Annotated in this window: 22 protein-coding genes and 1 pseudogene; 14 read left to right on the forward strand and 9 right to left on the reverse strand. The window is 70.2% G+C overall.

All coding sequences use genetic code 11. The annotated features are described in order from the left end of the window. Positions 1-10 precede the first annotated feature (10 nt). Together L3Q67_RS18200 and L3Q67_RS18205 are read right to left on the reverse strand one after the other, a co-directional pair. Positions 11-1,450: a GGDEF domain-containing protein gene (locus L3Q67_RS18200; protein WP_499190620.1), complete on the reverse strand. Its 1,440-nt coding sequence runs from the start codon at positions 1,448-1,450 to the stop codon at positions 11-13. Between the two features lie 511 nt (positions 1,451-1,961). Then, complete coding sequence (locus L3Q67_RS18205; RefSeq protein WP_499191568.1) at positions 1,962-3,146, reverse strand: MFS transporter; 1,185 nt, start codon at positions 3,144-3,146, stop codon at positions 1,962-1,964. 436 nt (positions 3,147-3,582) lie between these two features. On the opposite strand from L3Q67_RS18205, the gene L3Q67_RS18210 reads away from it, so the two are divergent. After that, positions 3,583-4,479: an SDR family NAD(P)-dependent oxidoreductase gene (locus L3Q67_RS18210; protein ID WP_499190621.1), complete on the forward strand. Its 897-nt coding sequence runs from the start codon at positions 3,583-3,585 to the stop codon at positions 4,477-4,479. 37 nt (positions 4,480-4,516) lie between these two features. On the opposite strand, the gene L3Q67_RS18215 is transcribed toward L3Q67_RS18210, so the two are convergent. The 4 genes and pseudogenes from L3Q67_RS18215 to L3Q67_RS18230 form a co-directional block, all read right to left on the reverse strand. Beyond that, positions 4,517-6,361 carry an AMP-dependent synthetase/ligase gene (locus L3Q67_RS18215; RefSeq protein WP_499190622.1) on the reverse strand — a complete coding sequence of 615 codons (1,845 nt, stop codon included), beginning with the start codon at positions 6,359-6,361 and terminating at the stop codon, positions 4,517-4,519. A gap of 164 nt (positions 6,362-6,525) precedes the next feature. Further along, positions 6,526-7,713, reverse strand: coding sequence for a TetR/AcrR family transcriptional regulator (locus L3Q67_RS18220; RefSeq protein ID WP_499190623.1), 1,188 nt, complete (start codon positions 7,711-7,713; stop codon positions 6,526-6,528). A gap of 31 nt (positions 7,714-7,744) precedes the next feature. Then, complete coding sequence (locus tag L3Q67_RS18225) at positions 7,745-9,571, reverse strand: AMP-binding protein (protein ID WP_499190624.1); 1,827 nt, start codon at positions 9,569-9,571, stop codon at positions 7,745-7,747. A 272-nt stretch (positions 9,572-9,843) separates the two neighbouring features. Further along, positions 9,844-10,008: pseudogene (locus tag L3Q67_RS18230) on the reverse strand (alkanesulfonate monooxygenase); the annotation flags it as partial. Between the two features lie 926 nt (positions 10,009-10,934). On the opposite strand from L3Q67_RS18230, the gene L3Q67_RS18235 reads away from it, so the two are divergent. The 7 genes from L3Q67_RS18235 (at position 10,935) to L3Q67_RS18265 (ending at position 16,671) form a co-directional block, all read left to right on the forward strand. Further along, a complete protein-coding gene (locus L3Q67_RS18235; RefSeq protein ID WP_499190625.1) occupies positions 10,935-13,442 on the forward strand; it encodes a sensor histidine kinase in 2,508 nt (835 codons plus the stop codon). Further along, complete coding sequence (locus L3Q67_RS18240; protein ID WP_153029807.1) at positions 13,442-13,858, forward strand: roadblock/LC7 domain-containing protein; 417 nt, start codon at positions 13,442-13,444, stop codon at positions 13,856-13,858. Before L3Q67_RS18235 ends, L3Q67_RS18240 begins: the two co-directional genes overlap by 1 nt. Then, positions 13,855-14,217: a DUF742 domain-containing protein gene (locus tag L3Q67_RS18245; RefSeq protein WP_209670352.1), complete on the forward strand. Its 363-nt coding sequence runs from the start codon at positions 13,855-13,857 to the stop codon at positions 14,215-14,217. The genes L3Q67_RS18240 and L3Q67_RS18245 overlap by 4 nt, the downstream gene beginning before the upstream one ends. Then, entirely contained in the window at positions 14,198-14,803 is a 606-nt protein-coding gene (locus tag L3Q67_RS18250; RefSeq protein ID WP_499190626.1) for a GTP-binding protein, read from the forward strand. The genes L3Q67_RS18245 and L3Q67_RS18250 overlap by 20 nt, the downstream gene beginning before the upstream one ends. Before the next feature lie 108 nt (positions 14,804-14,911). Further along, positions 14,912-15,403, forward strand: a complete 492-nt coding sequence (locus tag L3Q67_RS18255; RefSeq protein ID WP_499190627.1) for an RNA polymerase sigma factor — start codon at positions 14,912-14,914, stop codon at positions 15,401-15,403. A 10-nt stretch (positions 15,404-15,413) separates the two neighbouring features. After that, on the forward strand, positions 15,414-15,977 hold the full coding sequence (locus L3Q67_RS18260; protein ID WP_499191569.1) for a methylated-DNA--[protein]-cysteine S-methyltransferase: 564 nt from the start codon (positions 15,414-15,416) through the stop codon (positions 15,975-15,977). Between the two features lie 82 nt (positions 15,978-16,059). Continuing rightward, positions 16,060-16,671, forward strand: coding sequence for a superoxide dismutase family protein (locus L3Q67_RS18265; protein WP_499190628.1), 612 nt, complete (start codon positions 16,060-16,062; stop codon positions 16,669-16,671). A gap of 74 nt (positions 16,672-16,745) precedes the next feature. Here the strand turns inward: L3Q67_RS18265 and L3Q67_RS18270 are convergent, their stop codons facing one another. Continuing rightward, positions 16,746-17,303 carry a hypothetical protein gene (locus tag L3Q67_RS18270; protein WP_499190629.1) on the reverse strand — a complete coding sequence of 186 codons (558 nt, stop codon included), beginning with the start codon at positions 17,301-17,303 and terminating at the stop codon, positions 16,746-16,748. A 474-nt stretch (positions 17,304-17,777) separates the two neighbouring features. Here L3Q67_RS18270 and L3Q67_RS18275 point away from each other — a divergent pair, with 474 nt between their 5' ends. The 5 genes from L3Q67_RS18275 (at position 17,778) to L3Q67_RS18295 (ending at position 21,852) form a co-directional block, all read left to right on the forward strand. Continuing rightward, positions 17,778-19,067, forward strand: coding sequence for a sensor histidine kinase (locus L3Q67_RS18275; protein WP_499190630.1), 1,290 nt, complete (start codon positions 17,778-17,780; stop codon positions 19,065-19,067). Further along, positions 19,064-19,507, forward strand: coding sequence for a roadblock/LC7 domain-containing protein (locus L3Q67_RS18280; protein ID WP_206800631.1), 444 nt, complete (start codon positions 19,064-19,066; stop codon positions 19,505-19,507). The genes L3Q67_RS18275 and L3Q67_RS18280 overlap by 4 nt, the downstream gene beginning before the upstream one ends. Before the next feature lie 62 nt (positions 19,508-19,569). Next, on the forward strand, positions 19,570-19,911 hold the full coding sequence (locus L3Q67_RS18285) for a DUF742 domain-containing protein (RefSeq protein ID WP_209672268.1): 342 nt from the start codon (positions 19,570-19,572) through the stop codon (positions 19,909-19,911). Positions 19,912-19,942: 31 nt separating this feature from the next. After that, entirely contained in the window at positions 19,943-20,578 is a 636-nt protein-coding gene (locus tag L3Q67_RS18290; RefSeq protein WP_423583109.1) for a GTP-binding protein, read from the forward strand. Between the two features lie 44 nt (positions 20,579-20,622). Continuing rightward, a complete protein-coding gene (locus tag L3Q67_RS18295) occupies positions 20,623-21,852 on the forward strand; it encodes a styrene monooxygenase/indole monooxygenase family protein (protein ID WP_499190631.1) in 1,230 nt (409 codons plus the stop codon). Between the two features lie 274 nt (positions 21,853-22,126). Here the strand turns inward: L3Q67_RS18295 and L3Q67_RS18300 are convergent, their stop codons facing one another. Then, positions 22,127-22,507: a DUF427 domain-containing protein gene (locus L3Q67_RS18300; RefSeq protein WP_499190632.1), complete on the reverse strand. Its 381-nt coding sequence runs from the start codon at positions 22,505-22,507 to the stop codon at positions 22,127-22,129. Positions 22,508-22,529: 22 nt separating this feature from the next. Then, positions 22,530-23,570, reverse strand: coding sequence for a serine hydrolase (locus L3Q67_RS18305; RefSeq protein ID WP_499190633.1), 1,041 nt, complete (start codon positions 23,568-23,570; stop codon positions 22,530-22,532). A gap of 127 nt (positions 23,571-23,697) precedes the next feature. Here L3Q67_RS18305 and L3Q67_RS18310 point away from each other — a divergent pair, with 127 nt between their 5' ends. Beyond that, positions 23,698-24,072: a hypothetical protein gene (locus L3Q67_RS18310; RefSeq protein WP_499190634.1), complete on the forward strand. Its 375-nt coding sequence runs from the start codon at positions 23,698-23,700 to the stop codon at positions 24,070-24,072. The last annotated feature ends 27 nt before the right edge of the window (positions 24,073-24,099 follow it).

Genomic DNA, 24,099 nt, shown 5'->3' on the forward strand with positions numbered 1-24,099 from the left:
GGGACGGTGCCTAGTCCTCCCGCGGGCGCCTGCTCACGCTGCCGTCGGCGAACCGGACCTGGTTCCGGCCGCCCTCCTTGGCCTCGTAGACCGCGGAGTCGGCGGCCTGCAGCAGCGACTCCAGCGAGTCGCCGTGCCGGGGGAACAGGGCCACTCCGATCGAGGTGGTGCGCCCGGAGATGGTGGTCGGGTCGCCGCGCTTGTCGGTGCTGTCGATGCTCAGCGCGGCGATCGTGTGCAGCACCCGCTCGGCGGCCAGTTCCGCGGCGGTGGGGTCGATCTCGGGCAGCAGCACGAGGAACTCCTCGCCGCCGAACCGGCCGACCACATCGGACGGTCGCGTCACCTGGTCGAGTGCTTCGGCCACCGACCGGAGGACGTCGTCGCCCGCCGGGTGGCCGAACGTGTCGTTGATCCACTTGAAGTGGTCCAGGTCGATCATCAGCAGCGCCAGGCTGTCGTCGCCGCGGCTGGTCCTGGCCAGCGCGCGCTCGGCGGATTCCGACCAGCCACGCATGTTGAGCAGGCCGGTCTTGGGATCGGTGCGCACGTCGCTCTGCAGCTGGTCCAGCTCGGCCAGCCGGTTGAACACCACGGTGACCACGGCCATGATGGCCACCGTCGGCGGCATGGTGACCAGCAGGATCGCGGTCATCGCCCCGAGTCCGGTGGTCACCGCCTCCAGCACGTTGTCGGCCTTGCTGCCCAGGATCGTGGTCGCGTTCGGCCGGGACTTCGACGCGGCCGCGATCGCCCCGCCGACGTAGATGATCTGGATCGCCTCGTAGATCACCGCGGTCAGCACCACCAGCGCGAACTCGCGGAGCGAGCCCGCGACGGTCAGCGAGGTCCAGTCCTGCGGGCCGAGATCGGCGAAGGCCAGGTGGGCCACCGCGGCGGCCAGGCTGTGCGAGATGGTGGAGAAGACGAAGTTGTGCGCCGGGCGCCGGGCGGTGAACCAGCGCTGCCCCCGGATGATCACCACCAATGCGACGATCAGCGGTACCGGAACGACCAGTACGGCCGGGAAGATCCAGACCGCGGTGAGGTCGATCAGCACGGTTTTCGTGCGACTCCTGCGCCGTTCTTCCTGCCGCTGCGTCAATTGGATGTGAATGGTCGCGCCAGCCACGAGAATGGCGAACCGGATCCAGTCGAGCCCGTTCGGAGCATCGGAGACGGAAAATGCGTACACCAGTCCGGTCGCCGCGATCGTCTCCATTACCAGCAAATATGCGACGAGTTTTTTCGGCCGTTGCCAGATACCCCAGGCGCGGGGGTCGAATGGGTGCCGATCCGGTTTGTCCCCGCCTGTTTCAGCCGGTTCCGAAACCGGTTCCGCGGCGGTCGCGCCCCCGGCGGAGGCCACGGTCTCCGGCTCGGTGGCGCCGGTGGGAAGGCCGGAATCACCGGTCGCGGGCGGTGGTCGCTCCCCGGGCATCAAGGCCATCGGCGCACCTCCCGTCCACCCCGGCTCGAGCACCTGGGTAACCTTTCCGGTACGTGAGTAGGCACCGGATCGACCTTCACGACCGGTACCATCTCACGACACCGCCAAGCGCGAGGTAGGACGGGCGCACGTCCGGTGAGTTGAGGTGTTGACGCCGGGCGTGCATGAGCGAAGATGCTGCCAGCGTCTTCTTGACCGACAATGGAACGATGCGGGTGTGTGGCGTTTTGTTCGCGAGGAGGTGTTCCCGGTGGCGGGTCGTGACTTCTGATCTGGTGAATGTAATGGTTTTGCGCTGTCGCTAGTGCTGTGGGGAGGTGTCGGACGTGACCGGCCGTGACTTCTGATGCGGATTCTGTTGTGGATTTTCGAGCTAGTGATTGCCCCGAGGAGGTGTTCCAGGTGGCTGGTCGTGACTTCTGAGCATCCCCGTGTTGTCCCCGCGCCGTCCGCTGACGGTCCGGTGGTTGTGTTGTCGCCGCTCCCGGCGTCGTCGTTACCGCGGTGCACGTCATTCCGGGCTGTCCGCGTCCCGCCGGGCGCGGGCCCATGACCAGGCCAGCGGCAGCCCGAGCACCACGCCCAGCGCGCCGCCGATGGCGATCGCGGCGGTGGCCGAGCCCGCCAGCTGCGCGAGCGCGCCGCCGAGCGCGGCCCCGATGCCCTGGGTGACCCGCAGACCGGTGCGGTAGAGCCCGCCGGCCCCGCCCCGGAGCTCGTTGGGCACCCAGGTGATGAAGGTGGCCCCGACGGTGACGATGTAGGCCCCGGCGACCCCGGCCAGCGCCAGCGCGGTCAGCGCGAGCACCAGGCTCGGCTCGACGGCGAAGATCAGCAGGATGGCGTTCGGCACGATGGCCAGTACGCCGATCACCCGGCGGCGGACCTCCGCCCGCAGGTAGTTCGACATCAGGAAGACCCCGAGGATGAAGCCGAGCGGGTCCGCGGCGAGCAGCCAGCCGACCGCTTCCGGCGGCGCCCCGATCTCCTCGGCCAGCGGGGCCGCGAGCCCCTCCGGGATCATCGCGAACCCGACCAGCCAGGACAGCCCCAGCAGCACCCGCAGCCGCCGCTGCCCGGAGACCCAGCGGATCGCGCCGAACCACGGGTCGGCCCCGTCGCTCGCGGCCGCCCGCCGGAGCACCCGCAGCCGGATGGCCACCGCGCTGATCGCGAAGGTGAGCGCGTCGATGGCCAGCGTCCAGCTCACCCCGATCGTGGTGACCAGCGCCCCGGCCCCGATCAGCCCCAGCAGCATGGCCAGGTTCGTGGTGATGCCCCGGATGTCCTGGCTGCGCAGGTACAGCTCGTCGGAGGTGAAGACCTCCCTGGTCAGCGCGTTCTGCGCGGCGTTGGCCGGTGCGCCGAACAGGCGGGCGAGCACCACCAGCGCGACCAGCGCGACCAGCGGGGTGCCCGGGATCGCCATCACGCCGACCACCACCGCCTGCGCGGCCGCGCAGGTCCACAGCACCGTCCGGCGCGGGTAGCGGTCCGCCAGCTGAGCCAGGCCCAAGCCGCCCGCGAGCGCGGGCAGGTAGGTCATCGCGTAGGCGAGCGCCGCCCACAGCGGGGAGCCGGTGCGGGCGTAGACGGTGATCGCCAAGGCGACGGTGGTCAGCTGATCGCCCGCCACGGACTGGGCCTCGGCCAGCCAGAGCGTGCGGAACTCGCCGTTCCGGAGCACCGCCCGCATCCGAGGAGGAGCGTTCGTCTTCACCGTCAGTCTTCTTCCCCCCGATCGGGTGAACTTGCTCGGGCATGCATTGTGTCCTGCGGGTACGAAGGCTCTGACAGTGCCTTCACCCGGACGACACGTCCGGCGACGTTCAGTATGACGTTCACCACTGCGTAGCGAGAACCCCACCTCAGTAGTAAGACTGCGAACGTGTTCGCGCCGTTACCGAGGGTGGCGCCGTTCGGAGTTACCGAGTGACCCGTGCGGCGATATAACTGGGCCGATCAGGCTCACTCGTTCGGCGCAGTGAGCCTGCCGTTCGGCTACCCGGACGCGCGCGGATGACCCTTCGTGGCCAACACTGGACGTGAGGGCTGGTAGCAGCGGGTGAGCGAATCCGTCGGATCCGCTCCGCTGGCGGGCCGGCCAGGGGACGCACAGGAGGTCCAGGGCGATGAACGGATTGCTCGAGCAGAAGGCGGTCGTGATCACCGGCGGGGGACGGGGACTCGGCCAGGCTTTCGCGGTGCACGCCGCGCAGGCCGGAGCCGCGGTCGTGGTCAACGACGTGGACGTGGAGCTCGCCGAACGGACCGCCGCGGGCATCCGCGCGCAGGGCGGCCGCGCGGTGGCCAGCGGGCACTCCGTGGCCGATCCGGGGCAGGCGCGGGCCATCATCGACCTGTGCGTGGCCGAGTACGGCCGGATCGACGGGCTGATCAGCAACGCCGGGCTCAACTACGAGGCCCTGCCGTGGCAGGAGGACCCGGACCAGGTGCGGGAGCTGATCGAGGTCAACGTGCTGGGCGTGGTGTACACCGGCATGGCCGCGGCCGAGGCGATGGTGGCGCAGGGCGGGGGCGGCTCCATCGTGAACATCTCCTCCGGGGCGTCGCTCGGGCAGCGCAAGCTCGGCGTGTACGCGGCCAGCAAGGGCGCGGTGGCCTCACTGACCTACTCCTGGGCCCTGGACCTGGAGGAGGTCGGGATCCGGGTGAACGCGGTGTGCCCGCTCGCGCACACGCGCATGGTCTGGAAGTCGGAGCGCTCGCTGCGCAACTGCCCGCCGGACCGCACGCCGGCCCGGATCGCGCCGCTGGTGCTGTTCCTGCTCGGCGAGCACTCCGCGGGCATCACCGGGCAGATGATCCGCTGCAACGGCCCGCAACTGCACCTCGTCGGCCAGCCGTACTTCAAGGCGCCCATCCTGGAGCGCGACGTGTGGGACACCGAGAGCGTGGAGCGTGCCTTCGACGAGGTGTTCAGCGCGCACCTGGAGCCCTACGGCCTGGAGAAGCGCGTACCGCCGAAGCTGCGGAAGTGGACCGAGAACCCCTTGCGCACAGCCTGACCCCGGGGCCGGGGCCCGCCCGGCCCCGAGGTTTGTGTCAGGCGGTGGGGGCGGGGGCGTAGAGGTCGTCGATGGTGGGTGCGTACCGCTCGTTGATCACCCGGCGCTTGAGCTTGAGCGTCGGGGTCAGCTCGCCGGTCTCCGGGGTCCACGCCTTCGGCAGCAGGTGGTACTTCTTGATCTGCTCGACGCGCGCCAGCCTGCTGTTCGCCGACTCGACCGCCCGGTCGATCTCGGCCAGGACACCCGGGTGGGCGGCCAGCTCGGCGGGGTCGGCGGCCTCGATGCCGTTCGCCGCCGCCCAGGCCGGGGCGATCTCGTCGTCCAGCACGATCAACGCCGAGATGAACGGCTTCGAGTCGCCGAGCGCGACCGCCTGCCCGATCAGCGGGTGCTCCTTGAGCAGGCCCTCGATCCGGGTGGGCGCGATGTTCTTGCCGCCGGAGGTGATGATCAGTTCCTTCTTGCGGTCGGTGATGAAGACGTAGCCGTCCTCGTCGATGGTGCCGATGTCGCCGGTGGCGAACCAGCCCTCCTCGTCGACCGCGGGCTTGATCGAGCCGTCCGGCTGCAGGTAGCCGAGGAAGACGATCGGGCCGCGGACGAACAGCTCGCCGTCCGCACCGACCTTGACCTCGACGTCGGCGACCGGGCGGCCGACGCTGCCCGCGCGGAAGGCGCTCGCGGTGTTGGAGGTGGCCGCGCCGGTGGTCTCCGACAGACCCCACACCTCTTCGATCTCCACGCCGAGCCCGGCGATGAAGTAGAGGATCTCCACCGGCAGCGCGGCAGCGCCGCTGGAGGACAGCAGCAGCCGGTCCAGCCCGAGCATCTTGCGGACCGGCGCGAGCACCGCTTCGTCGGTCCGCGCGATCCGCTCGGCCAGCTCGGCGGGCACCTCCTGGCCCGCGCTGCGCAGCTTGTAGCCCTCCTGCAGCAGCTCGTTCGCCGCGGTGAGCGCCTTGCGGTTCTCCTCGGGCGCGGCGGCGAGCATGTTCTTCAGCCCGGCGACCATCTTTTCCCACACCCGGGGGACACCGAAGAAGCCCTGCGGCCGCACGCGCCCCAGCGCGGCGACGATGCCGCTCGGGTCCGCCAGTGTGTGCACGTGACCCGCATAGGTGATGGGCATGTACAGGGAGAGCTCACGCTCGGCGATGTGCGCCAGCGGCAGGTACCCGATGGTGTCCACGTGCTGGGGCGTGTCGTGCAGCCGGTGCACCGCGTAGGCCTGGTGGATGGCGTTGCGGTGCGACATCACCACGCCCTTCGGTTCACCGGTGGTGCCCGAGGTGTAGATCATCGACAGCGGGTCGTCCGGGGTGATGCGCTGCCAGGTCTCGTCGAACACCGACGGGTCGGCGGCGTGCAGTTCGGCACCCTGGGCGCGCACCTCGGCGAGGCTGAGGAACCGCTTGTCGTCGGCGGGCACCGCGTCGGCGTCCATCACCACCACGTGCCGCAGCGCGGGCAGGTCGTCGAAGACCGTGCTCCAGCGCTCGAGTTCGGTGGCCCCGCCGAGCACCACGATCGGCGCCGCGCTGTGCGTGGCCACGTACCGGATCTGGTCCGGGCTCAGCGTCGAGTAGGCGGTGCAGGGCAGCGCGGCGAGGTGGGTGGCGGCGAGGTCGGCCACCAGGTGCTCGGGGCGGTTCGCTGCCATGATCAGCATCCGGTCGCCACGGGCGAGACCCAGCTCGCCGAGGCCGCGGCTGACCGCGGCGATCTCGTCACGCAACCCGGCCCAGGTGAGGGTCGGCAGGTCCGCGTCGTCGAGCGAGGTCAGGGCCGGTAGTTCGGCGTACTCGGCGGCGTTGCGCGCGAGCAGCTTCGGGATGGTCTGGCCTTCGGCTTCGTGCACAACGGACGGCGGAGTGGTCAACGCTGGCCTCCCTGGTCGGCTTTTCGGCCACTGTAAATGCTTGTTAACAAACTGGGAAGGGTGCGCGCCGTGGCCGCCTCGGCTGGACAGCTTTCCACCAACCGACCAGACATACCGTTTGGTCGGTCCCTCGGCTGGGACGGCGATCACGCTGCGAATGCTCGTTAACTTATGAGCAGGCCGCGGACCAGCGTCTCGCCGAAGGACGGCTCGGTCAGCGGTGGCTCGGCGCGGGCGAGGTCGGTGACCACGTTGAGCGCGGCGTACACCCGCAGCCGGGTCTCCGCGGCGGGCTCGTCCCCGCGTGAGGAACCGACCAGCCGCACCCACTCGTCGACGTGCCGCCGTTGCGCCGCCCGCAGCGTTTCGCGGTCGCCCTCGGGCAGGTTGTCGTTCTCGGAGAGATATACGGAGACCAGGCCGGCCTGGTCGAAGGCGATCCGCACGTAGGTGGGGATGAGCCGGTCCAGCGCCTCGCCGGGGTCGCGCGCGCCGGTCAGCGCGGTGGTCGCCGCGTGGGACAGCCGCTCGGTGGCCCGGTGGTAGATCGCCGCGAGGAGATCGCCCTTGCCGTCGAAGTGGCGGTACAGGCTGGAGGCGTTGATCCCGGCTTTGGTGCCGATCTCCTCCATGCTCACGGCCTGGAAACCGCGCTGGTGGAACAGGTGCACGGCCTCGACCAGCAGCCGCTCGCGGCGCGAGACCAGCCGCAGCATCTCCTCGCGGGGGCGGTCGGCGCGTGGCCGCGGGGGCGGGGGTTCCGGCAGGGCCAGCACGTTCGCGGCCAGCTCGCGGATGACCACTTCGGTCCGGCCCTTCGCCAGGCCCACGCGATGGGTGCTCAGGCTGCCGAGCACGCTGAACGCGGCCAGCGTCAGCAGGGTCGCCGGGGCGCGGTCGAGTTCCGGGCGCGCATCCATCAGCAAGGAGCGCACCGCGCGCACGGCCACCCGCGTGCGGGCGGTCGCCGTCCGGCGCTCGTCCTCGGGGAGGTGCCGGTCCTCCCACTGGTACAGCCGGGTCAGCGTGCGCCGCTCGACCGCGAACGCGGCCAGGTTCCGCAGCGCGGAGTCGAGCCGCCCGGCCGCGGACCCCGCGTCCTCGGCGGGCACGGCGGCGGTGGCCAGTCCCTCGGACAGCTCGCCCACCGCGTGCGCCAGTATCGCCTGCTTGGTGCGGAAGTGCCGGTAGATCGCGGGCCCGGTGATGCCCACGGCGTCGGCGATCTCGTCCACCCCGACGCTGTGGTAACCGCGGCGGCAGAACAGCTCGGCGGCGGCCAGCGCGATCTGCGCCTTCCGGTTCTTCGGCCGCCGGGCGCGATCGGCCGGCGATGAGGTCGGAGCTGCCATCGGGGGCAGCCTACGCGCCCGGCCGCCCGCTTCACCCCAGATCGACCACCTGCGGTCCGGGCGAGGATTCGTACAGGCCGTCGATCTCGGTCCGGTACTTCTCCGCGATCGGCTTGCGCCGCAACGACATCTTCGGGGTCAGCTCGTCGCCGCCCGGGTCCCAGGCCGACGGCACGATCCGGAACCGCTTGATCTGCTCGGCGCGGTTCAGCTTCTCGTTGCCCGCGCGCACCGCTTCGGCGACCGCGGCCCGCACGGCGTCGCTCTGGGCGGCCACGCCGACCGACGGATCGCTCAGCCCCAGTTCTTCCGCACGCGCGGCCACCATTTCCGGGTCGAGCACCACGAGCGCGGTCACGTAGGCCTTCGCGTCCCCGATCGCCACCGCCTGGGCGATCAGCGGCGACGCGGCCTTGAGCGCGTTCTCGATGTTGGTCGGCGACATGTTCTTGCCGGCCTCGTTGATGATCAGTTCCTTCTTGCGGTCGACGATGGTGACGAAGCCGTCCGCGTCGATGGTGGCGATGTCACCGGTGTGCAGCCAGCCGTCGGCGTCGATCGCTTCGGCGGTCTTGTCCGGCTGCCCGTGGTACCCGGGGGTGATCAGCGCGCCGCGGCAGAGCAGCTCGCCGTCCTCGCCGAGCTTGAGCTCCACGCCCTCCATCGCCTTGCCGACCGAGCCGATCTTGTACGCGCCCGGGGCGTTCGTGGTGGCCGCGGCGGTGGTCTCGGACATGCCCCACACCTCGTAGACCGGCAGCCCGAGGCCGAGGAAGTACTCCAGCGTCTCGGCCGGGATCGCGGCGGCGCCGGACACGGCCCAGCGCAGCTGGTCGAGGCCGAGCGCGTGCCGCAGCTTGCTCAGCACAAGCTTGTCGGCGAGCGCGTGCTGCACCTTGTCGGCCGGGGACGGCTGCCTGCCCGAGGTCTTGGCGACCGAGACCCGGCGGCCCACGCCGATCGCCCAGTTCGCCAGGTTCCGCTTGACCGCCTTGGGTTCCGCGGCGAGCTTGGTTTCGATGCCACCGCGGATCTTCTGCCACACGCGCGGCACCGCGACCCAGATGGTCGGGCGCGCGTCCGGCAGCGCGGCGGCGATCGCCCGCGGGTCGTCGACGCAGGTGATCTGCACCCCGCGCACCAGGCTCAGGTAGTGCGCGGACATCCGGTCGGCCACGTGTGCGCTGGGCAGGTACGAGGTGATCCGGTCGTCCAGGCCGGGTTCGAGGTGCGGAAGCAGCGCGCGGGCCTCGGCCATCACGTTGGCGTGGGTGATCTCCACGCCCTTCGGCGGCCCGGTGGTGCCCGAGGTGTAGATGAGCGTGGCCACGTCACCGGGCTCCACGGCCTGCCACGCGGCTTCGAGGTCGAAGTCGTCGGCACCGGCGGATTCCAGCTGTGCCAACGAAATCGTGCCCTCGGCCGCGCCGCCGACCAGCACCACGTGGTCCAGTTCCGCGCCGGAGGCGGTGATCCGGTCCAGGAACTGCGGTTCGGTCACCACCACCCGGTTCTCCGCGTTGCTGAACAGGTAGGCGATCTGCTCCGGGGAACTGGTGTTGTAGATGGAGAACGGCGTGGCACCGAGGTGCAACGCGGCGGTGTCCACCAGGTGCGCTTCCGGCCGGTTGCTCAGCATCATGCCGACGGTGGAGCCGCGGCCGACGCCGTGCGCGGCCAGCCCGGCGGCGAGCAGGCGCACCCGCTTTTCGTATTCACGCCAGGTGATGTCCTGCTTCCCGCCGGGCACCCGCAGCGCGATCGCGCCGGGGCGGAGCCGGGCCGTCCGCTGGAACGCCTCGCCCAGGGTCCGCACCGTGCCACCCGCGGGATGCGGGCATTCGACACCGTCCGTCATCACTGACCTCCGCTCTTCGCCGGCGATTGGTGCAGGCCAGGCTCTGTCCGGTAAGTCAAGGTCGCGCTCTTCGCGCCCAAGCGGTCCCTGGCGGCACGGGCGAGTTCGGCCGAGTACGGCCAGTACGAGGCCGAATCGCCCGCACCGCCAGGAACCACCTGGATCACGAAGCCCATCGACCAGACTTGCCGGACAGAGCCTAGTCGCGCAGCGTGAAAACGCACACCGCCCGCGAGGTCACAAGGCGGCCACGAACCGGTCGGGCAGCGGCGTTCCGGACGCACGCCTTCGCCGAACCAGTACGCCTCTTCGAGGTGCGGGTAGCCGGAGAGCACGAATTCGTCCACGCCAAGGCAATGGGTACTCCTCGATCAGGCCGGCGACCTCGGCGTGCTGCCGACCAGCGCGGTGCCCGCGCCACCGGTGACCACGTTCAGCAGCAGCCGACCGCCGGACAACCGCTGGTAGGTCGAAGCCATCTGCGCGGCGAGCGTGGGGGAGATGACCCCGAGCCGGAACGCCACCAGGAAACCAGTGCAGGTGCACGCTCATTCTTCTTCTCCCTCACGGTTCGCGGGTCGTCCAGGACAGCTCGGCGTCCTCTGTGGACAAGTCGGCGGCACCGGGCCGATCCAGCGCGACAGGCCCCGGATGGGTTGCGGGAATCGGTGGAGCGGGCCCGAGTTCGGTGCGGCCCGTCACCCCGGGCAAGGACTCCCGGATGATGGACCCGGCCTGCGGACTTCGGGGGCGGTACGCGTGGTTGCCGGTACCGCGGGGGATCCGCCGGGCGCGTTCACCGCCGCCTGGCGCACACTGCCGGGGGCGCGGCTGCGAGTCCGCCGTCACCTTTTCGGGAGTAGTCTCTAAATACTCCGTGCGCGCGTTACGGATTTCCCGCGAGAAGGTTCTGGTGACGATTCTCACCGCAGCTTCATTGACGATCATGGCTCGCACCCACAAAATAGCGGGTACGCGATTTCCGCGCCTCCCGCGCACCGGTGCCGGTGGGTGCCCCGACCTCGGCCGTGCGGTATGCTACCGGACGGTAATATGCTGTGACCAGGGCGTCGCACCTGGTGATCGGCTGAACCGCCGGGGCACGGGAGGCTCGGCGAAAGGGACTGCCCGTTGACGAAGGTTGGCCTATTTCCGGTTCGATCATTCGGCGGTCAGCGAGCAACCGACCAGTTGGTCTGTACGGAGTAGCGGATTTGACTCCCGCTGGCCCCGCTGCTTAATGTCTTTGCCGCCAAGCGGACCGGGGACAGTTCGGACGAGCTGATCCGGCTAGCTGAGGCCCGGGTGTGGGGACCTGGGTCGACTCATATCAAAGAAACAGCCGGAAGGATAACGGACCGCGGTGAAGAAGCACCCCACACGGCGAACCTCGTCGATCCGCTCACGCGTACTCGCCATCGCCCTCGTTCCGAGTATCGCCCTGCTGGCCGTCGGGATCGCGCTGTCCGGGTACCTGGTCTACGACGCGGTCAAGGTGCGCGACAAGGCGAACCAGGTCCGCGACATCGAGCGGCCCGCCGTGCTGTTCTTCGCGAACTTCCAGGAGGAGCGCAGGCTCAGCCTGAAGGAACTGGCCAGCCCCGGTTCCGAGCGGGCCGCGCTCGGCCCCCAGCGCGCCAAGGTCGACGTGGCCGCGCAGGAGGTCCTCTCCCGGCTGCAGGGCATGTCCGGTGACGCCGCCCCGGACGTGCAGAAGAACATCGTCGACGCGGCCATCCAGCTCGGCCGCCTGCCGCAGTTCCGCCAGCAGATCGACAACGGCCAGCCGCCGCTGGGCGACGCCTACGCCTACTACAACGGCATCATCGACCTGTTCACCGACGGCCTCAACGGCCTGGCCCAGGACGCGCCCGACGCCGAGGTCGCCTTCCTCCGGGTCATCGCCGTGCCGCTGTTCTCCAGCGCCGACCGGATGCAGCGCGGCGACGCGCTCGCCGCGGCCGGGGTGGCAGGCGGTGGCCTCACCGAAGCCGACTTCCGCACCTACGTCGGTGAGATCGGCGCCTACCGGGTCGACCTGAACGCGGCCGTGACCCGGATGCCCGCCGACGTCAAGGCCAAGTACGACCAGCTGCTCGCCAGCCCGGCCTGGAACACGGTCACCACGGTGGAGAACGCCTTCCTCCGCGGCAACCAGACCGTGCTGCCGGTGTCGGAGCAGGAGTGGCGCACCGCCGCCCGCGACGTGGGCAGCGCGCTGATGGGCCTGTTCATCCAGCAGAGCGGGCAGGCCACCACGCTGGCCATCGACAAGGTCGAAGAGACCCTCGTCACCTCGATCATCGCCGCCGCGGCCGCGCTGCTGGTCGCCATCGCGGTGTTCTTCTTCGCGCTGCGCCTGTCCAACCGGCTCATCGGCAGGCTCGCCAGGCTGCGCGAGGAAACCCTCGACATGGCCGACACCCGCCTGCCCGAGCTGGTGGACCGGGTGCGCGCGGGAGAGGCCGTCGACCTCGACAACGACGTGCGCTTCCTCGACCACGGCAGTGACGAGATCGGCCAGGTCGCCGCCGCGTTCAACCGCGCCCAGCAGACCGCGATCGCGGCCGCGGTGGACGAGGCCAAGACCCGTGAGGGCACCAAGGCGGTGTTCCTCAACATCGCCCACCGCAGCCAGGTCATCGTGCACCGCCAGCTCAAGGTGCTGGACCAGGCCGAGCGCAAGCAGGAGGACCCGGACCAGCTGGACACCCTGTTCCAGCTCGACCACCTGTCCACCCGCGCCCGCCGCAACGCGGAGAACCTGATCATCCTCGGCGGTGGCCAGCCGGGCAGGCAGTGGCGCAAGCCGGTGAGCCTGGCCGCGGTGGTCCGCGGTGCCTCCGCCGAGACCGAGGACTTCACCCGCGTCAGCGTGGCCAAGCTGCCTGCCGTGGCGATCAACGGCCCGGTGGTCGGCGACATGGTCCACCTGCTCGCCGAGCTGATCGACAACGCCACCTCCTTCTCCCCGCCCGAATCCCGGGTGGAGATCCGCGGCAACGTGGTCGGCCGCGGCGTGGTCGTCGAGGTCGAGGACCAGGGCCTCGGCATCGAGCCGGACCACCTGGTCGAGCTGAACGAGATGCTCGCCGACCCGCCGGACTTCGGCATCATGGCGCTGTCCGACGAGCCGCGGCTCGGCCTGTTCGTGGTGGCGCGGCTCGCCGTGCGCCACGGCATCGCGGTCACCCTGCGCGAGTCCGCCTACGGGGGTACCAGGGCGATCGTGCTGGTCCGCTCGGAACTGCTCGGTGCGCTGGACGAGCCGGAGCCCGAAGAAGACGACGTCGACGTGCCGAGGCAGCAGGAGCGGAGGCCGCTGCGGCGGCCGGACCAGTCGGGGCCGCCCTCGCTGCCACCCATGCCCAAACTGCCCCAGCCGCCGGAGCGCCCCCGGGTGCCCGAGGCGACGCCGCCGTGGCCGACCGAGTCCCAGGCCAACGGCAAGCTGCCCGAACCACCGCCGCGTGAGCGCGAGGACCTGTTCCGGCCGCGGCACCAGCTGCTCCCGCCGGAGCAGCCGCCCGCCGAGAACGGCAGCAGGCCCCCGGAGATCCGCCGTCCGGTCGAGTCCCGCGCGCCGGAGGCCCGGCCACCGGCGGACGTGCGCCCGCAGCAGCCGCGCCGTCCGGCCGCGCCAGGACCGGCCGCACCGGGCCGCCCGCCGTTACCCCAGCGACGGCGCCAGCAGAACCTGGTACCGCAGCTGAGAAACGACGCACCGGCGGAAATCGATGAGCAGGAGTGGGAGGAGCCGGCCGACGGCGCCGAGCAGGCGCGCGACCGGCTGGCCGCCTTCCAGCAGGGCACTCGCCGCGCCAGGGAGCAGGAGCTGGGCAGGCACGACAGGTATGGAGAACGAACCTGATGGTCAACGCCGGAGTCAGTGAACTCGACTGGTTGCTCGACGACCTGGTCAAGCGGGTGGCGGGCGCCGACCGTGCCGTGGTGCTCTCGGCGGACGGGCTGCTGATCGGCCGCTCGGGAAACCTGTCCGAAGAAGACGCCGAACACCTGTCCGCGGTGGCCTCGGCCTTCCAGAGCCTGGCCAGGGGCACCGGACGCCACTTCGGTGGCGGCAACGTGCGGCAGACCATGGTCGAGATGGACCACGCGTTCCTCTTCGTCACCGCGGCCGGGCGCGGGGCCTGCCTCGCGCTGCTCGCCGCGGAGGACGCCGACATGGGCATGGTCGCCTACGAAATGAACCTCATGGTGAAACGGGTCGGGGCCGTGCTCACCGCCGCACCGAGGAGCGCGGCCCCGCAGCGCATGTCGCCGTGACCCCGCGGCACGAGGCGTGGTTCGACGACCCGCTCGTCCGCCCCTACGCGGTCACGGGCGGGCGCACGCGGTCGGAGAACCTTTCGCTGGACCTGATCACCCTGGTGGTCGCCATGCCCTCGATCGCAGAGGCGGCGGGCATGGACCCCGAGTACGGCCAGATCGTCCGGCTGTGCCAGCGGCCGATCTCGGTGGCCGAGGTGGCCGCCAGGGTGGATCTGCCGCTGCCCGTGGTCAAGGTGCTGCTGTGCGACCTGATCGAGCAGAACCTCGTGCTCTTCCGCACCGCGGCCCCGCTGACCGAAACCCCCAACAAACACGTACTGCAGGCGGTTCTTGATGGCATCCGGAAACTCTGAGGCCCGGCGCGGGCTGACCGCAACCGCGGTCAAGATCCTCATCGCCGGTGGCTTCGGGGTCGGCAAGACCACGATGGTCGGTTCGGTCAGCGAGGTCCCCCCGCTGCGCACCGAAGAGCTGATCACCGAGGCTTCGGCCGGGATCGATGACCTGTCCGGCGTGGAGACCAAGACCACCACCACGGTGGCACTGGACTTCGGCCGCATCACCATCAACCCGGAGCTGATCCTCTACCTGTTCGGCACGCCGGGGCAGGACCGGTTCTGGTTCATGTGGGACGAACTGGCCCACGGCGCGCTCGGCGCGGTCGTGCTGGCCGACACCCGCAGGCTGGAGAGCTGCTTCGCCGCGGTCGACTTCTTCGAGCGCCGCGGGCTGCCGTTCATCGTGGGCGTCAACTGCTTCGACGGCGCCTACCGCTACGGCACCGAAGAGGTCCGCGCCGCGCTGGACGTGGACCACGCCACGCCGCTGCTGCTGTGCGACGCGCGTGATCGCGAGTCCACCAAGCAGGTGCTCGTCGTGCTGCTCCAGCACCTGCTGGCGGGCAGCGAACTGGCCGGGAGCGTCCCCTTCGACCGCTGATCTCACGTTCGGCCCCGTCCCCGCGTCTACCCGGTACAACGGGTTTTCGAGGAGAGGGACGGACATGGGTGTGGACAGCAGAAGCTCGCGGACCGGCTGTACTGGGTGATGCCTCCGTTCGACGAGATCGTGACCGAGTACGGCGCGATGGTGCTGCGGGTCTGCCGGGCGGTGCTGGGTGGTGCGGCCGAGGCCGAGGACGCCTGGTCGGAGACCTTCCTCTCGGCGCTGAAGGCCTATCCCGGCCTGCCCGCCGACGCCAACGTCGAGGCCTGGCTGGTCACCATCGCGCACCGCAAGGCCGTCGACGTGCGGCGGGCCGAAGCGCGGCGGGCGGTGGTGGCCGGTGAGCCGCCGGAGCGCCCGTCCACGCTGGGGCGGCCGGAGGACTGGGACGGCGACCTGTGGGCCGCGCTCGGTGCGCTGCCGGACCGCCAGCGGATCGCGGTCGCCTACCACTACCTCGGTGGTCTGCCCTACCAGGAGATCGCCGCCATCACCGGTGGCACGGCCGACGCCGCGAGGCGCGCCGCCGCCGACGGGGTCAAGAAGCTGAGAAGCACCTATCCGGGGAGCCACCGTGTCCGAGCTGTTCGCTGACCTGCCCGAAATCGACGAGGACACCACCACCCGGCTGCGCGCGAAGCTGGCCGCGGCGGCCGAGCGCGACGGCGTGCTGGACGTCGCCTACCGCACGGTCGACTCGCCGGTGGGACAGTTGCTGCTGGCCGCCACCGAGGCGGGCCTGGTCCGGGTGGCCTTCGCCCGCCAGGACCACGAAGCCGTGCTGGCGAACCTCGCGGAGGTGGTGAGCCCGCGCATCCTGCGGGCCCCCGGCCGCCTGGACGAGGCGACGCGCCAGCTGGGGGAGTACTTCGAGGGAAGCCGCCGGTCGTTCGACCTGCCGCTGGACTTCCGGCTGTCCCGGGGTTTCCGGCTCGCGGTGCTGACCCACCTGGCGGAGATCGGCTACGGGAGGACGGAGAGCTACGCCGAGGTGGCCACGGCCGCGGGCAGCCCGCGCGCGGTGCGGGCGGTCGGCACGGCGTGCGCGACGAACCCCCTGCCGCTGGTGGTCCCGTGCCACCGGGTGGTCCGCTCGGACGGCTCCTTCGGCGGTTACGCCGGCGGGCCCGAGGCGAAGCACCGGCTGCTGACCATGGAAGCCGCGTGAGCCCGGCCTGCTCTCCGGTGACGGGGTTCGCGCTGGTCGCGCACGGTGATTAGCCGGCGGACGATCCGGGAACCCGGGATCCATGCGCAGGAGCAAGCAACTGGTGGCCGGCTGTGCGGCGGTGGGACTGCTCGCGGCGGGCTGCGGGGACGAACCGGACGGCGATGAGGCGAACCCGCAGGTCAACGGGACCGGCGCGGTGAACATCGAGCAGGAGCGGCGGCTCGCCGCGCCCGAGCAGGCGACCGACGCCTTCACCTACGACCAGGCCGCGGCACCGGTGGGCGCGGGGCTGAGCGTCTCGGCGAAGTCCACCGGCGCGGGCACGCTGGTCGAGTTGAACGTGGACGGGCTGGCCCCCGACCGGGGGTACGCCGCGCACCTGCACGCCAAGCCGTGCGGGCCGACGGGTGACGCGGCGGGCCCGCACTTCCAGAACCGGGTCGACCCGGCGGCCACGCCGGAGCAGCCGTCGAAGGACCCGGCGTACGCGAACCCGCAGAACGAGTTCTGGCTCGACCTGCGCACGAACACCGAGGGCGACGGTGAATCACGAACCGAGGTGCCGTTCGGCTTCAGCGACCGGGTGCCCGCCTCGGTGGTGGTACACGCCGAGGAACACACCGCGACCGAGCACGGCAAGGCCGGGCAGGCCGGTGGCCGGGTGGCCTGCATGACCGTGCCGTTCCGCTAGGTCCAATGCTATGAGTGGGGCATTACTTGCATTCAACGCAAGTAATGCCCCACTCATAGCACGGGGAAACCGAGTCAGGATTCGGCGGTGACGCGATCCTCCTCGAGCACCTTGTTGGCCGCCTCGAGCTGGCTGAGGATGTGGGCGCGCACACTCTCGGCCTCGTCGGACCGTTCGCGTGCTTCGGCGAGCACGCGTTCCGCCTCCGCCGCGGCCTCGGCCTTCTGCGCTTCGATCTCGCGCAGGGCTTCGCGCCGCCGCGCCGACATGGCCAGCTCGAAGTCCTGTTCGGCCTGCTTCCTCCGCTTCTCGTCCCGCTCGCGCTGCGCGTGCGCGGTCGCCTTGATCTCGGTGGCCTCCAGCCGGGCCAGCTCCATCATGTGCCGCAGCCGCTCGGTCAGGCCGTCGGCTTCGAGCGGCGCCAGGCAGACGCGGTCGAGCGCCGCCTGCAGTTCCTGGTTGTCCTCGAGCAGTACGGCGATCTGCTTTTCGAGGTCTTCCACTTGGGATACCACGGCTTCGTGGCCGGACTTCGCCTCGGCCAGCTCAGCTCTGAGTTCGTCGAGGCACTGCTCGACCTGACCGCGGTGATAGCCACGCCACACCACGCCGAAGTTGGGGTTCTCCGCCACGTCACCTCCAGAACCTCGGAGAACTCCAACATACCAACGAATCCGGCCGGGGTGTGCCGCCGTTCGCGGGGTCTGCGGCTTTTCTGTTGCACGGCAACGAGAAATTCGAAAACCGTGCTGTGGCAAGGCTTCTCGGGTACCGGACGCGGACGCCGAAGGGGACGAATTCCGCCGTCGGACCATCCGCGTGCGGATACCCCGGGGGAGTTACCCGGATCGGGTGGCGGACCCGGCGACCGGGTGGCCCGGGCGCGGTGTGGATCTTCTGACGCCGCGGTCCGAAAAACTGTCCGAAAAGGACAGACAAGATCACCTTCGAATACGTGGCGCGGTAACGGTATGACCGTGTGTGACCAACCCGGAGCTTTTTGTGGACATCGGCTACGGTGTCTGCTTGCATGTTGCACTACGACCGTCGGCGTAGGGCCGATGGGCGAAACGGAGCCGTACGCGACGAAGAGGGTAGACAGGCAGATGGCGACGCGGGCTCGGGAACTGCTGGATCGCTCACGCGTGCTGCGAGAACGCGCACGCGCGGCCGCGGTCCAGTTCCTCAGCACTCCCGGTCAGGAACCCGGACCCCAGCGGGGCCCCCGGGTGATCGAGGCACCTCCGCCACCGCTCCCGGTGGACAACACCGAGCAGGAGGCGCTGGCCGGCATCTGCGCCAGCGTGGCGCTGCGCGACCTCAACCTGGTCGACTCCCTGCTCTCGCAGCTGGAGGAGATGGAGGCGCGCGAGGACGACGACGAGCGGCTCGCCGAGCTGTACCGGCTGGACCACCTCGCCGCCCGGCTGCGCCGCAACGCCGAGAACCTGCGTGTTCTCGCTGGTCGCGAGGCCGGTGACAACGCTTCGGAGACCGCTTCGGTGGTCGACGTGATCCGCGCGGGCATGTCCTCGATCACCCACTACGCCCGGGTCTCCATCGGCCGCGTGGTCTCCCTCGGCGTGGTCGGCTTCGCCGCCGAGGACCTCAGCCGCCTGCTCTCCGAGCTGCTCGACAACGCCACCGGCCAGTCGTCGCCGAACACCCCGGTCCGGGTCAGCGCCCACCTCACCGAACAGGGCAGCGTGCTGATCCGCATCGAGGACGAGGGCATCGGCGTCCCGGCCGAGCGCCTCGCCGAGCTGAACGACCGGCTCGTCGCCGAACCGGTGCTCGACCACGCTTCGGTCCGGCACATGGGCCTCGCGGTGGTCCGCAGGCTCGCCGTCCGGCACGGGATGAAGGTCCGGCTGGAGCGCCGCGTCCCGCACGGCACCACCGCCACCGTGCTGCTGCCCGCCGAGCTGGTCAGCGAACTGCCCGAAGCCAGCTGGTCGGGCACCTCGACGGTGGTCGTGCCGGCGAACGGCTTCACCCCCACCCTGGCCCCGCAGGCCGAGGCGGTGCCACTGGCCCGCCGCCCGCAGGCCTCGGGCAGCACCCTGCCCAAGCGCACGGCGGGCGCCTCCGGCGCGACCGCGACCGCGGAACCGCTGACCCAGCGCAAACCGTCGCCCGCACCCCGGGGCGACGAGGACGGCGGCATCACTTCCGGCGGCCTGCCGCGCCGGGTGCCGCGCAGCATCAAGGGCACCGGGGAGGACGAGCAGCCACCGCCACCGCCGTCCGCCCCCGAAGACCCCATCGACGGCCACGACCGGCTGATCGCCGATCTCGGTGCCTTCTCCGACGGGGAGCGTGCGGCGCTCGAGGAGCAGCCCGGCCCCCGAGAAGAGAACGGCCCAGCGAAACCACCCGAGGGACCCCAAGCGTGACCGCCGCCCAGCACAGTTCCGGCAAGCAAGACTTCACCTGGCTGATCAACGACTTCGTGCACAAGGTCCACGGGGTCAGCCACGCCCTGATCATGTCGGCGGACGGCTTTCCGCTGACCTCGTCGGACAGCATGAACAACGACGACGCCGAGCAGCTCGCGGCCATCGCCAGCGGCCTGCTCAGCCTCGCCGGCAACAGCGCCGCGCTGTTCCACAAGGGCAGCTGCGAGCAGATCATCATCCGGCTCACCCACGGCTACTTCCTGTTCATGGGCATCGGCGTCGGCGCCGGCTTGGCCGTGCTGACCGGACCGGAGTGCGACATGAAGGTCGTCGCGTACGAGATGACGCAGTTCGTCCGCAACGCCGGCCACGTGCTGACCCCTGAGATACGGGCCGACCTCCGGCGCGTGCTCACCGCCCGCAGGCCGCAGGCCTGACCGGCCGGGAGGATGTGAAGAACGTGTCCACTGACAACTCGAGCGAGCAGGCGGTCGGCCGGATGCGCAGCAGGCGCGTCCGCCCGTACACGCTCACCGGGGGGCGGACCAAGAGCAGACACCACCTGCTGGTGGAGACGCTGATCTCGGTGCCGACCTACGACCCGGCACTGGCCGACGCGCTGATGCCGGAGTCGCGCGCGATCTACGAACGGGCGCGCACCCGCGCCTCCATCGCGGAGCTGTCCGCCGGGCTGACCATGCCGCTGGGCGTGGTCCGCGTGCTGATCAGCGATCTGGCGACGCAGGGCGCGGTGTACATCCACCCCACCGCGCACACCTACTCCCACGACATGTCGCTGCTGGAACGAGTCCTCGACGGGCTCAAGCGGCTCCCCGTCTAGACGAGGACTTGAGCACCGCGGAAAGGACATGATGAGCAAGTCAAGCCTCGCGCGCCCGGATGCCGGCGATCCCCTCGCGGCGATCTCGGCCAAGATCGTCGTCGCGGGTGGTTTCGGGGTGGGGAAGACCACACTGGTGAGCACGGTTTCGGAGGTGCCGCCGCTGAACACCGACGCCTGGATGACCGAAGCCGGTCAGGGTGTCGACGATCCGCCGGACGGGGGGCAGAAGTCGACCACCACGGTGGCGATGGACTTCGGCCGGATCACCCTGCACTCGGACCTGCTGCTGTACCTGTTCGGCACCCCGGGCCAGCCCCGGTTCTGGTTCCTCTGGGACGACCTGTGCCGCGGGGCGCTCGGCGCGGTGGTGCTGGTGGACACCCGGCGGCTGGACGAGTCCTTCGCCGCGATCAACTACTTCGAGAACGACTCCGACCTGCCGTTCATCGTCGCCATCAACCTGTTCGACGGTGAGCTGACGCATTCGGTGGACGAGGTGCGGGACGCGCTGGCGCTGAGCGAGGACGTCCCGCTGATCACCTGCGACGCCCGCGACCGCGGCTCGGTCCAGCGGACGCTGCAGGACGTCGTCCGGCACACCATGGCCACGGCGCGGCTCTCGGTGCCCGGCCAGGCGCCCCAGGCCGAGTTCAGCCCCGCCTGAGCCTCGCAGTTTTCTCGAAGATTCTCCTGGAGGGATGTCCCCACATGCCCAAGATCCTGATCGTCGGAGCCGGTCAGTCCGGCCTCCAGCTGGCGCTGAGCCTGCTCGAGCACGACGGCTACGAGGTCACCGTGATGTCGGCGCGCACGCCGGACGAGATCCGGGCCGGGCGGGTGATGTCGACCCAGTGCATGTTCCACGCGGCGCTGCAGCACGAGCGCGACCACGGGCTGAACTTCTGGGAAGCCGAGACGGTCAAGGTCGAGGGGCTCGGCGTGTCGATCGCGGCGCCGGACAGCAGCCGGGCGCTGGACTGGGTCGGCAGGCTGGACGACTACGCGCAGTCGGTCGACCAGCGGGTGAAGATGGCGGGCTGGCTGGAGAAGTTCGAGGAACGCGGCGGCAAGCTGATCATCCACGGGGTGACCACCTCGGACCTGAACTCGCTGGCGGGCATGTACGACCTGGTGGTGGTCGCGGCGGGCAAGGGTGAGCTGGTGCAGTTGTTCGACCGCATTCCCGAACTGTCGCCGTACACCCAGCCGCAGCGGGCGCTTTCGCTGGCCTACGTGCACGGGATGAAGCCGCGCCCGGAGCACCCCGACTTCTCCGCGGTCCGGTTCAACATCATCCCCGGCGTCGGCGAGCTGTTCGTCATCCCCGGGTACACCCTCAGCGGAAACTGCGAAATCCTGTTCTTCGAAGGCATCCCGGGTGGGCCGCTGGACGTGTTCACCGACAACCCGGACCCGCAGGAGCACTTGGACCGGATCCTGTCGCTGATGCGGCAGTTCCTGCCGTGGGAGTACGACCGCGCCACCGAAGTGGAGCTGACCGACTCGCGGGCCACGCTCGCCGGTGGGTACACCCCGGTGGTCCGCAACGCCGTCGGTGAGCTGCCCTCGGGCCACGCCGTGCTGGGCATGGCCGACGTGGTGGTGGCCAACGACCCGATCACCGGCCAGGGCTCGAACAACGCCAGCAAGTGCGCGGCGTCCTATTTGGACTCGATTCTGGCGCACGGGGACCAGTCGTTCGACCGGCAGTGGATGAAGGGCGCGTTCGACAAGTACTGGGAGTACGCCCAGCACGTGACGATCTGGACCAACGCGATGCTGCAGCCGCCGCCCCCGCACGTGCTGGAGATCATCGGCACCGCCGGCGCGAAGCCCGCGGTGGCGCGGCGGTTCGCCAACGGGTTCCAGGATCCGTCCGACTTCCAGCACTGGTTGCTGGATCCGGAGAAGACTGCGGCTTACTTGGCCAGTGTCTGATTCGGCGGGGGTCCGCCCCGGTTTTTTAGTGTGACTACGGCTGGGGCTTCGATGTCAAGGCGGGAAAGATGCCTTGACATCGAAGCCCCAGCCGTGTTTTTGGCTGTGGACCGGGGCGGGGTGGGGGGTCTGGGCGGGTCCTCTGGTGGGGTGCCCGGGTGACGGTTCGCGTGGGGCTGGCTGGGCGGTGGGGGCTCGCGCTTGATGTCACGAATGTGGCTTTGGGGGCGGATTCGGCCCCCAAAGCCACATTCGTGTCCGCGGGGGTCGCGGATCACCGTGGGGTTTCGTCGATCCGGTCTACGCGGTCCGGGTAGAAAGCCATGTGTCCCTTGATTTCGGCGACCGCGTCGTACGGCTCGTCGTAGGTCCAGATGGCGTTCACCGACTTCTCACCACCGTCGGAGATGCTGTAGTAGGCCGACTCGCCCTTGTACGGGCAGTACGTGTGGTGATCGGTCCGCTCCAGCGCCGCGACGTCCACGTCCTTGCGCGGGATGTACTGCACCGCCGGGTAACCGGCCTCGCTGAGCGCGAGCGCTTCGGTGGTGTCGGCGATGGTGCGCCCGGCGACGGTGACGACGATCCGGTTCGGGTTCGGCTCGATGGTGATCGGGTGGTCCGGTCCGGGGACCAGCACCTTCCTGTCCGGCATGGGGAACTCCGTTCGTGGCGGGTCAGCCGCCGTTCGACGGCTGGTAGACCCTCGCCTTGAACGTCAACGCCGTCTCCGCCGAGAACCTTCCCACCGAGTCGACCAGCGCCCGCCCGATGCCCTGCCGGGCGCGCAAGGCCGGGTGCGTGGCACCGAAGTTCGTGTCGTTGGCCGCCGCGTCACCGCGAAACGGGCCCGAGGCGAACAGCGAGTAGGTGATCATCGGCTTGCCTTCGGTGTCGAAGACGACCCCGGCCTCGTTGCGCCCGTCGTTGAACCAGCCCGCCTTGGTCGCCACGCGCAGCCGCTCTTCGGAGCTCAGGTCGAGGCGGATGCCGTCGGTGAAGGAACTGAGCGAGCGCAGCACGTTGAGCAGGTACCCGGTGGACGCCGCCGACAGCAGCGTGCCGCCGACCAGCTTCTGCAGCAGCGTGTAGGTCTCGCGCGCGGTCGTGGTGCCGAGGAAGAACCGGTTCGGGTTGGCCACCGGCACCACCTGGGTGTGCACGAAACCCTTGCCGCGCAGGATTTCGTTCAGTTCGGCGGCCGGGCAGACCAGGCCGCACAGGCGGACCGCGGTGTTGTCGGACAGCGTCAGCAGCGCGGCCATCGCGTGCCCGAGGGTCACCGAGCTGGGGTACGCGCCGTCCAGGGCGAAGATGCCGTCGGTGTCCCGGATGACGATGTCGGCGGTGACGTCGACGCGCTGGTCCAGGGTGAGCAGGCCGCGGTCGACCTTGTCCAGCACCGCGGTGGCCACCGCGATCTTGTTCACGCTGTAGGCCTCGACGACCTCGTCGGCCCGCTCTTCGACGGCGGCGGCTTCCGCGCCGGTGACGCCGATGTAGGAGGACCAGGTCCCCTGCGCGCGGGCGACTTCGCGGGCGTAGGTCCGCGCGATCTTGCGGTTGGCCGACGCCGCGTCGACGGCGACGATCTCTTCGACTTCGGCGGCAGTAGCGGCAGTAGCGGCTGTAGCGGCAGCGGGGGAGGCGGAGCCGAGCACGACACCGGCGGCGGCTACGCCACCCAGTCCGAGCGCGTGCCTGCGATTCACGGTCATGGCGGCGATCCTAGCCAGCCGGCACCTGCCCGTGGGGTCGTTCGGACATTACCTCCCGCGTAATCGACTCGCCGCGCCGGAACCGCGAAAGTTGGTGCATCGGAACGGAAAACCCTGGAGGAACAAGATGTTCGGACTTCGCAACGTGCTGCGGATGGATGCCCTCGCCTCGGGTGCGGTCGGGCTGCTGCTGGCGGCGTTGTGCGCCGTCGTGGAGGAACCGCTCGGCATCCCGATGACACTGTCGCTTGTGGCCGGTCTCGGACTTCTCGGCTGGGCCGCGTTCGTCGGCTGGGCGTCCGCGGGGCTGCGGCCGGGCCCGGTCCGTGAGGTGATTTCGATCAACGTGCTCTACGTGCTGGGCAGCGTCGCGTACGCGATCTTCGGCGGGCTCACCGGGCTCGGCGTGACGTTCGTGCTGGTCCAGGCGGCGGCGGTGCTCGGGCTGACCGTGCTGCAGGTGGCCGGACTGCCCGCCGCGCGCCCGGTCGCGGCCGGGTGAAGTCGGCGGGCGAGGTAGCCGGGGGTC

The organism is Saccharothrix sp. AJ9571, from assembly GCF_021725495.1.
In the GTDB taxonomy this organism is placed as follows: Bacteria; Actinomycetota; Actinomycetes; order Mycobacteriales; family Pseudonocardiaceae; genus Amycolatopsis; species Amycolatopsis magusensis.

Coding starts and splice junctions, on each gene's coding strand:
- L3Q67_RS18285 (WP_209672268.1), top strand. CDS start 19,570: ATGCGCAGCAGGCGCGTCCGCCCGTACACGCTCACCGGGGGGCGGACC.
- L3Q67_RS18200 (WP_499190620.1), bottom strand. CDS start 1,450: ATGGCCTTGATGCCCGGGGAGCGACCACCGCCCGCGACCGGTGATTCC.
- L3Q67_RS18295 (WP_499190631.1), top strand. CDS start 20,623: ATGCCCAAGATCCTGATCGTCGGAGCCGGTCAGTCCGGCCTCCAGCTG.
- L3Q67_RS18210 (WP_499190621.1), top strand. CDS start 3,583: ATGAACGGATTGCTCGAGCAGAAGGCGGTCGTGATCACCGGCGGGGGA.
- L3Q67_RS18275 (WP_499190630.1), top strand. CDS start 17,778: ATGGCGACGCGGGCTCGGGAACTGCTGGATCGCTCACGCGTGCTGCGA.
- L3Q67_RS18255 (WP_499190627.1), top strand. CDS start 14,912: ATGCCTCCGTTCGACGAGATCGTGACCGAGTACGGCGCGATGGTGCTG.
- L3Q67_RS18265 (WP_499190628.1), top strand. CDS start 16,060: ATGCGCAGGAGCAAGCAACTGGTGGCCGGCTGTGCGGCGGTGGGACTG.
- L3Q67_RS18300 (WP_499190632.1), bottom strand. CDS start 22,507: ATGCCGGACAGGAAGGTGCTGGTCCCCGGACCGGACCACCCGATCACC.
- L3Q67_RS18290 (WP_423583109.1), top strand. CDS start 19,943: ATGAGCAAGTCAAGCCTCGCGCGCCCGGATGCCGGCGATCCCCTCGCG.
- L3Q67_RS18305 (WP_499190633.1), bottom strand. CDS start 23,570: ATGACCGTGAATCGCAGGCACGCGCTCGGACTGGGTGGCGTAGCCGCC.
- L3Q67_RS18310 (WP_499190634.1), top strand. CDS start 23,698: ATGTTCGGACTTCGCAACGTGCTGCGGATGGATGCCCTCGCCTCGGGT.
- L3Q67_RS18240 (WP_153029807.1), top strand. CDS start 13,442: ATGGTCAACGCCGGAGTCAGTGAACTCGACTGGTTGCTCGACGACCTG.
- L3Q67_RS18205 (WP_499191568.1), bottom strand. CDS start 3,146: ATGCGGGCGGTGCTCCGGAACGGCGAGTTCCGCACGCTCTGGCTGGCC.
- L3Q67_RS18220 (WP_499190623.1), bottom strand. CDS start 7,713: ATGGCAGCTCCGACCTCATCGCCGGCCGATCGCGCCCGGCGGCCGAAG.
- L3Q67_RS18250 (WP_499190626.1), top strand. CDS start 14,198: ATGGCATCCGGAAACTCTGAGGCCCGGCGCGGGCTGACCGCAACCGCG.
- L3Q67_RS18225 (WP_499190624.1), bottom strand. CDS start 9,571: ATGACGGACGGTGTCGAATGCCCGCATCCCGCGGGTGGCACGGTGCGG.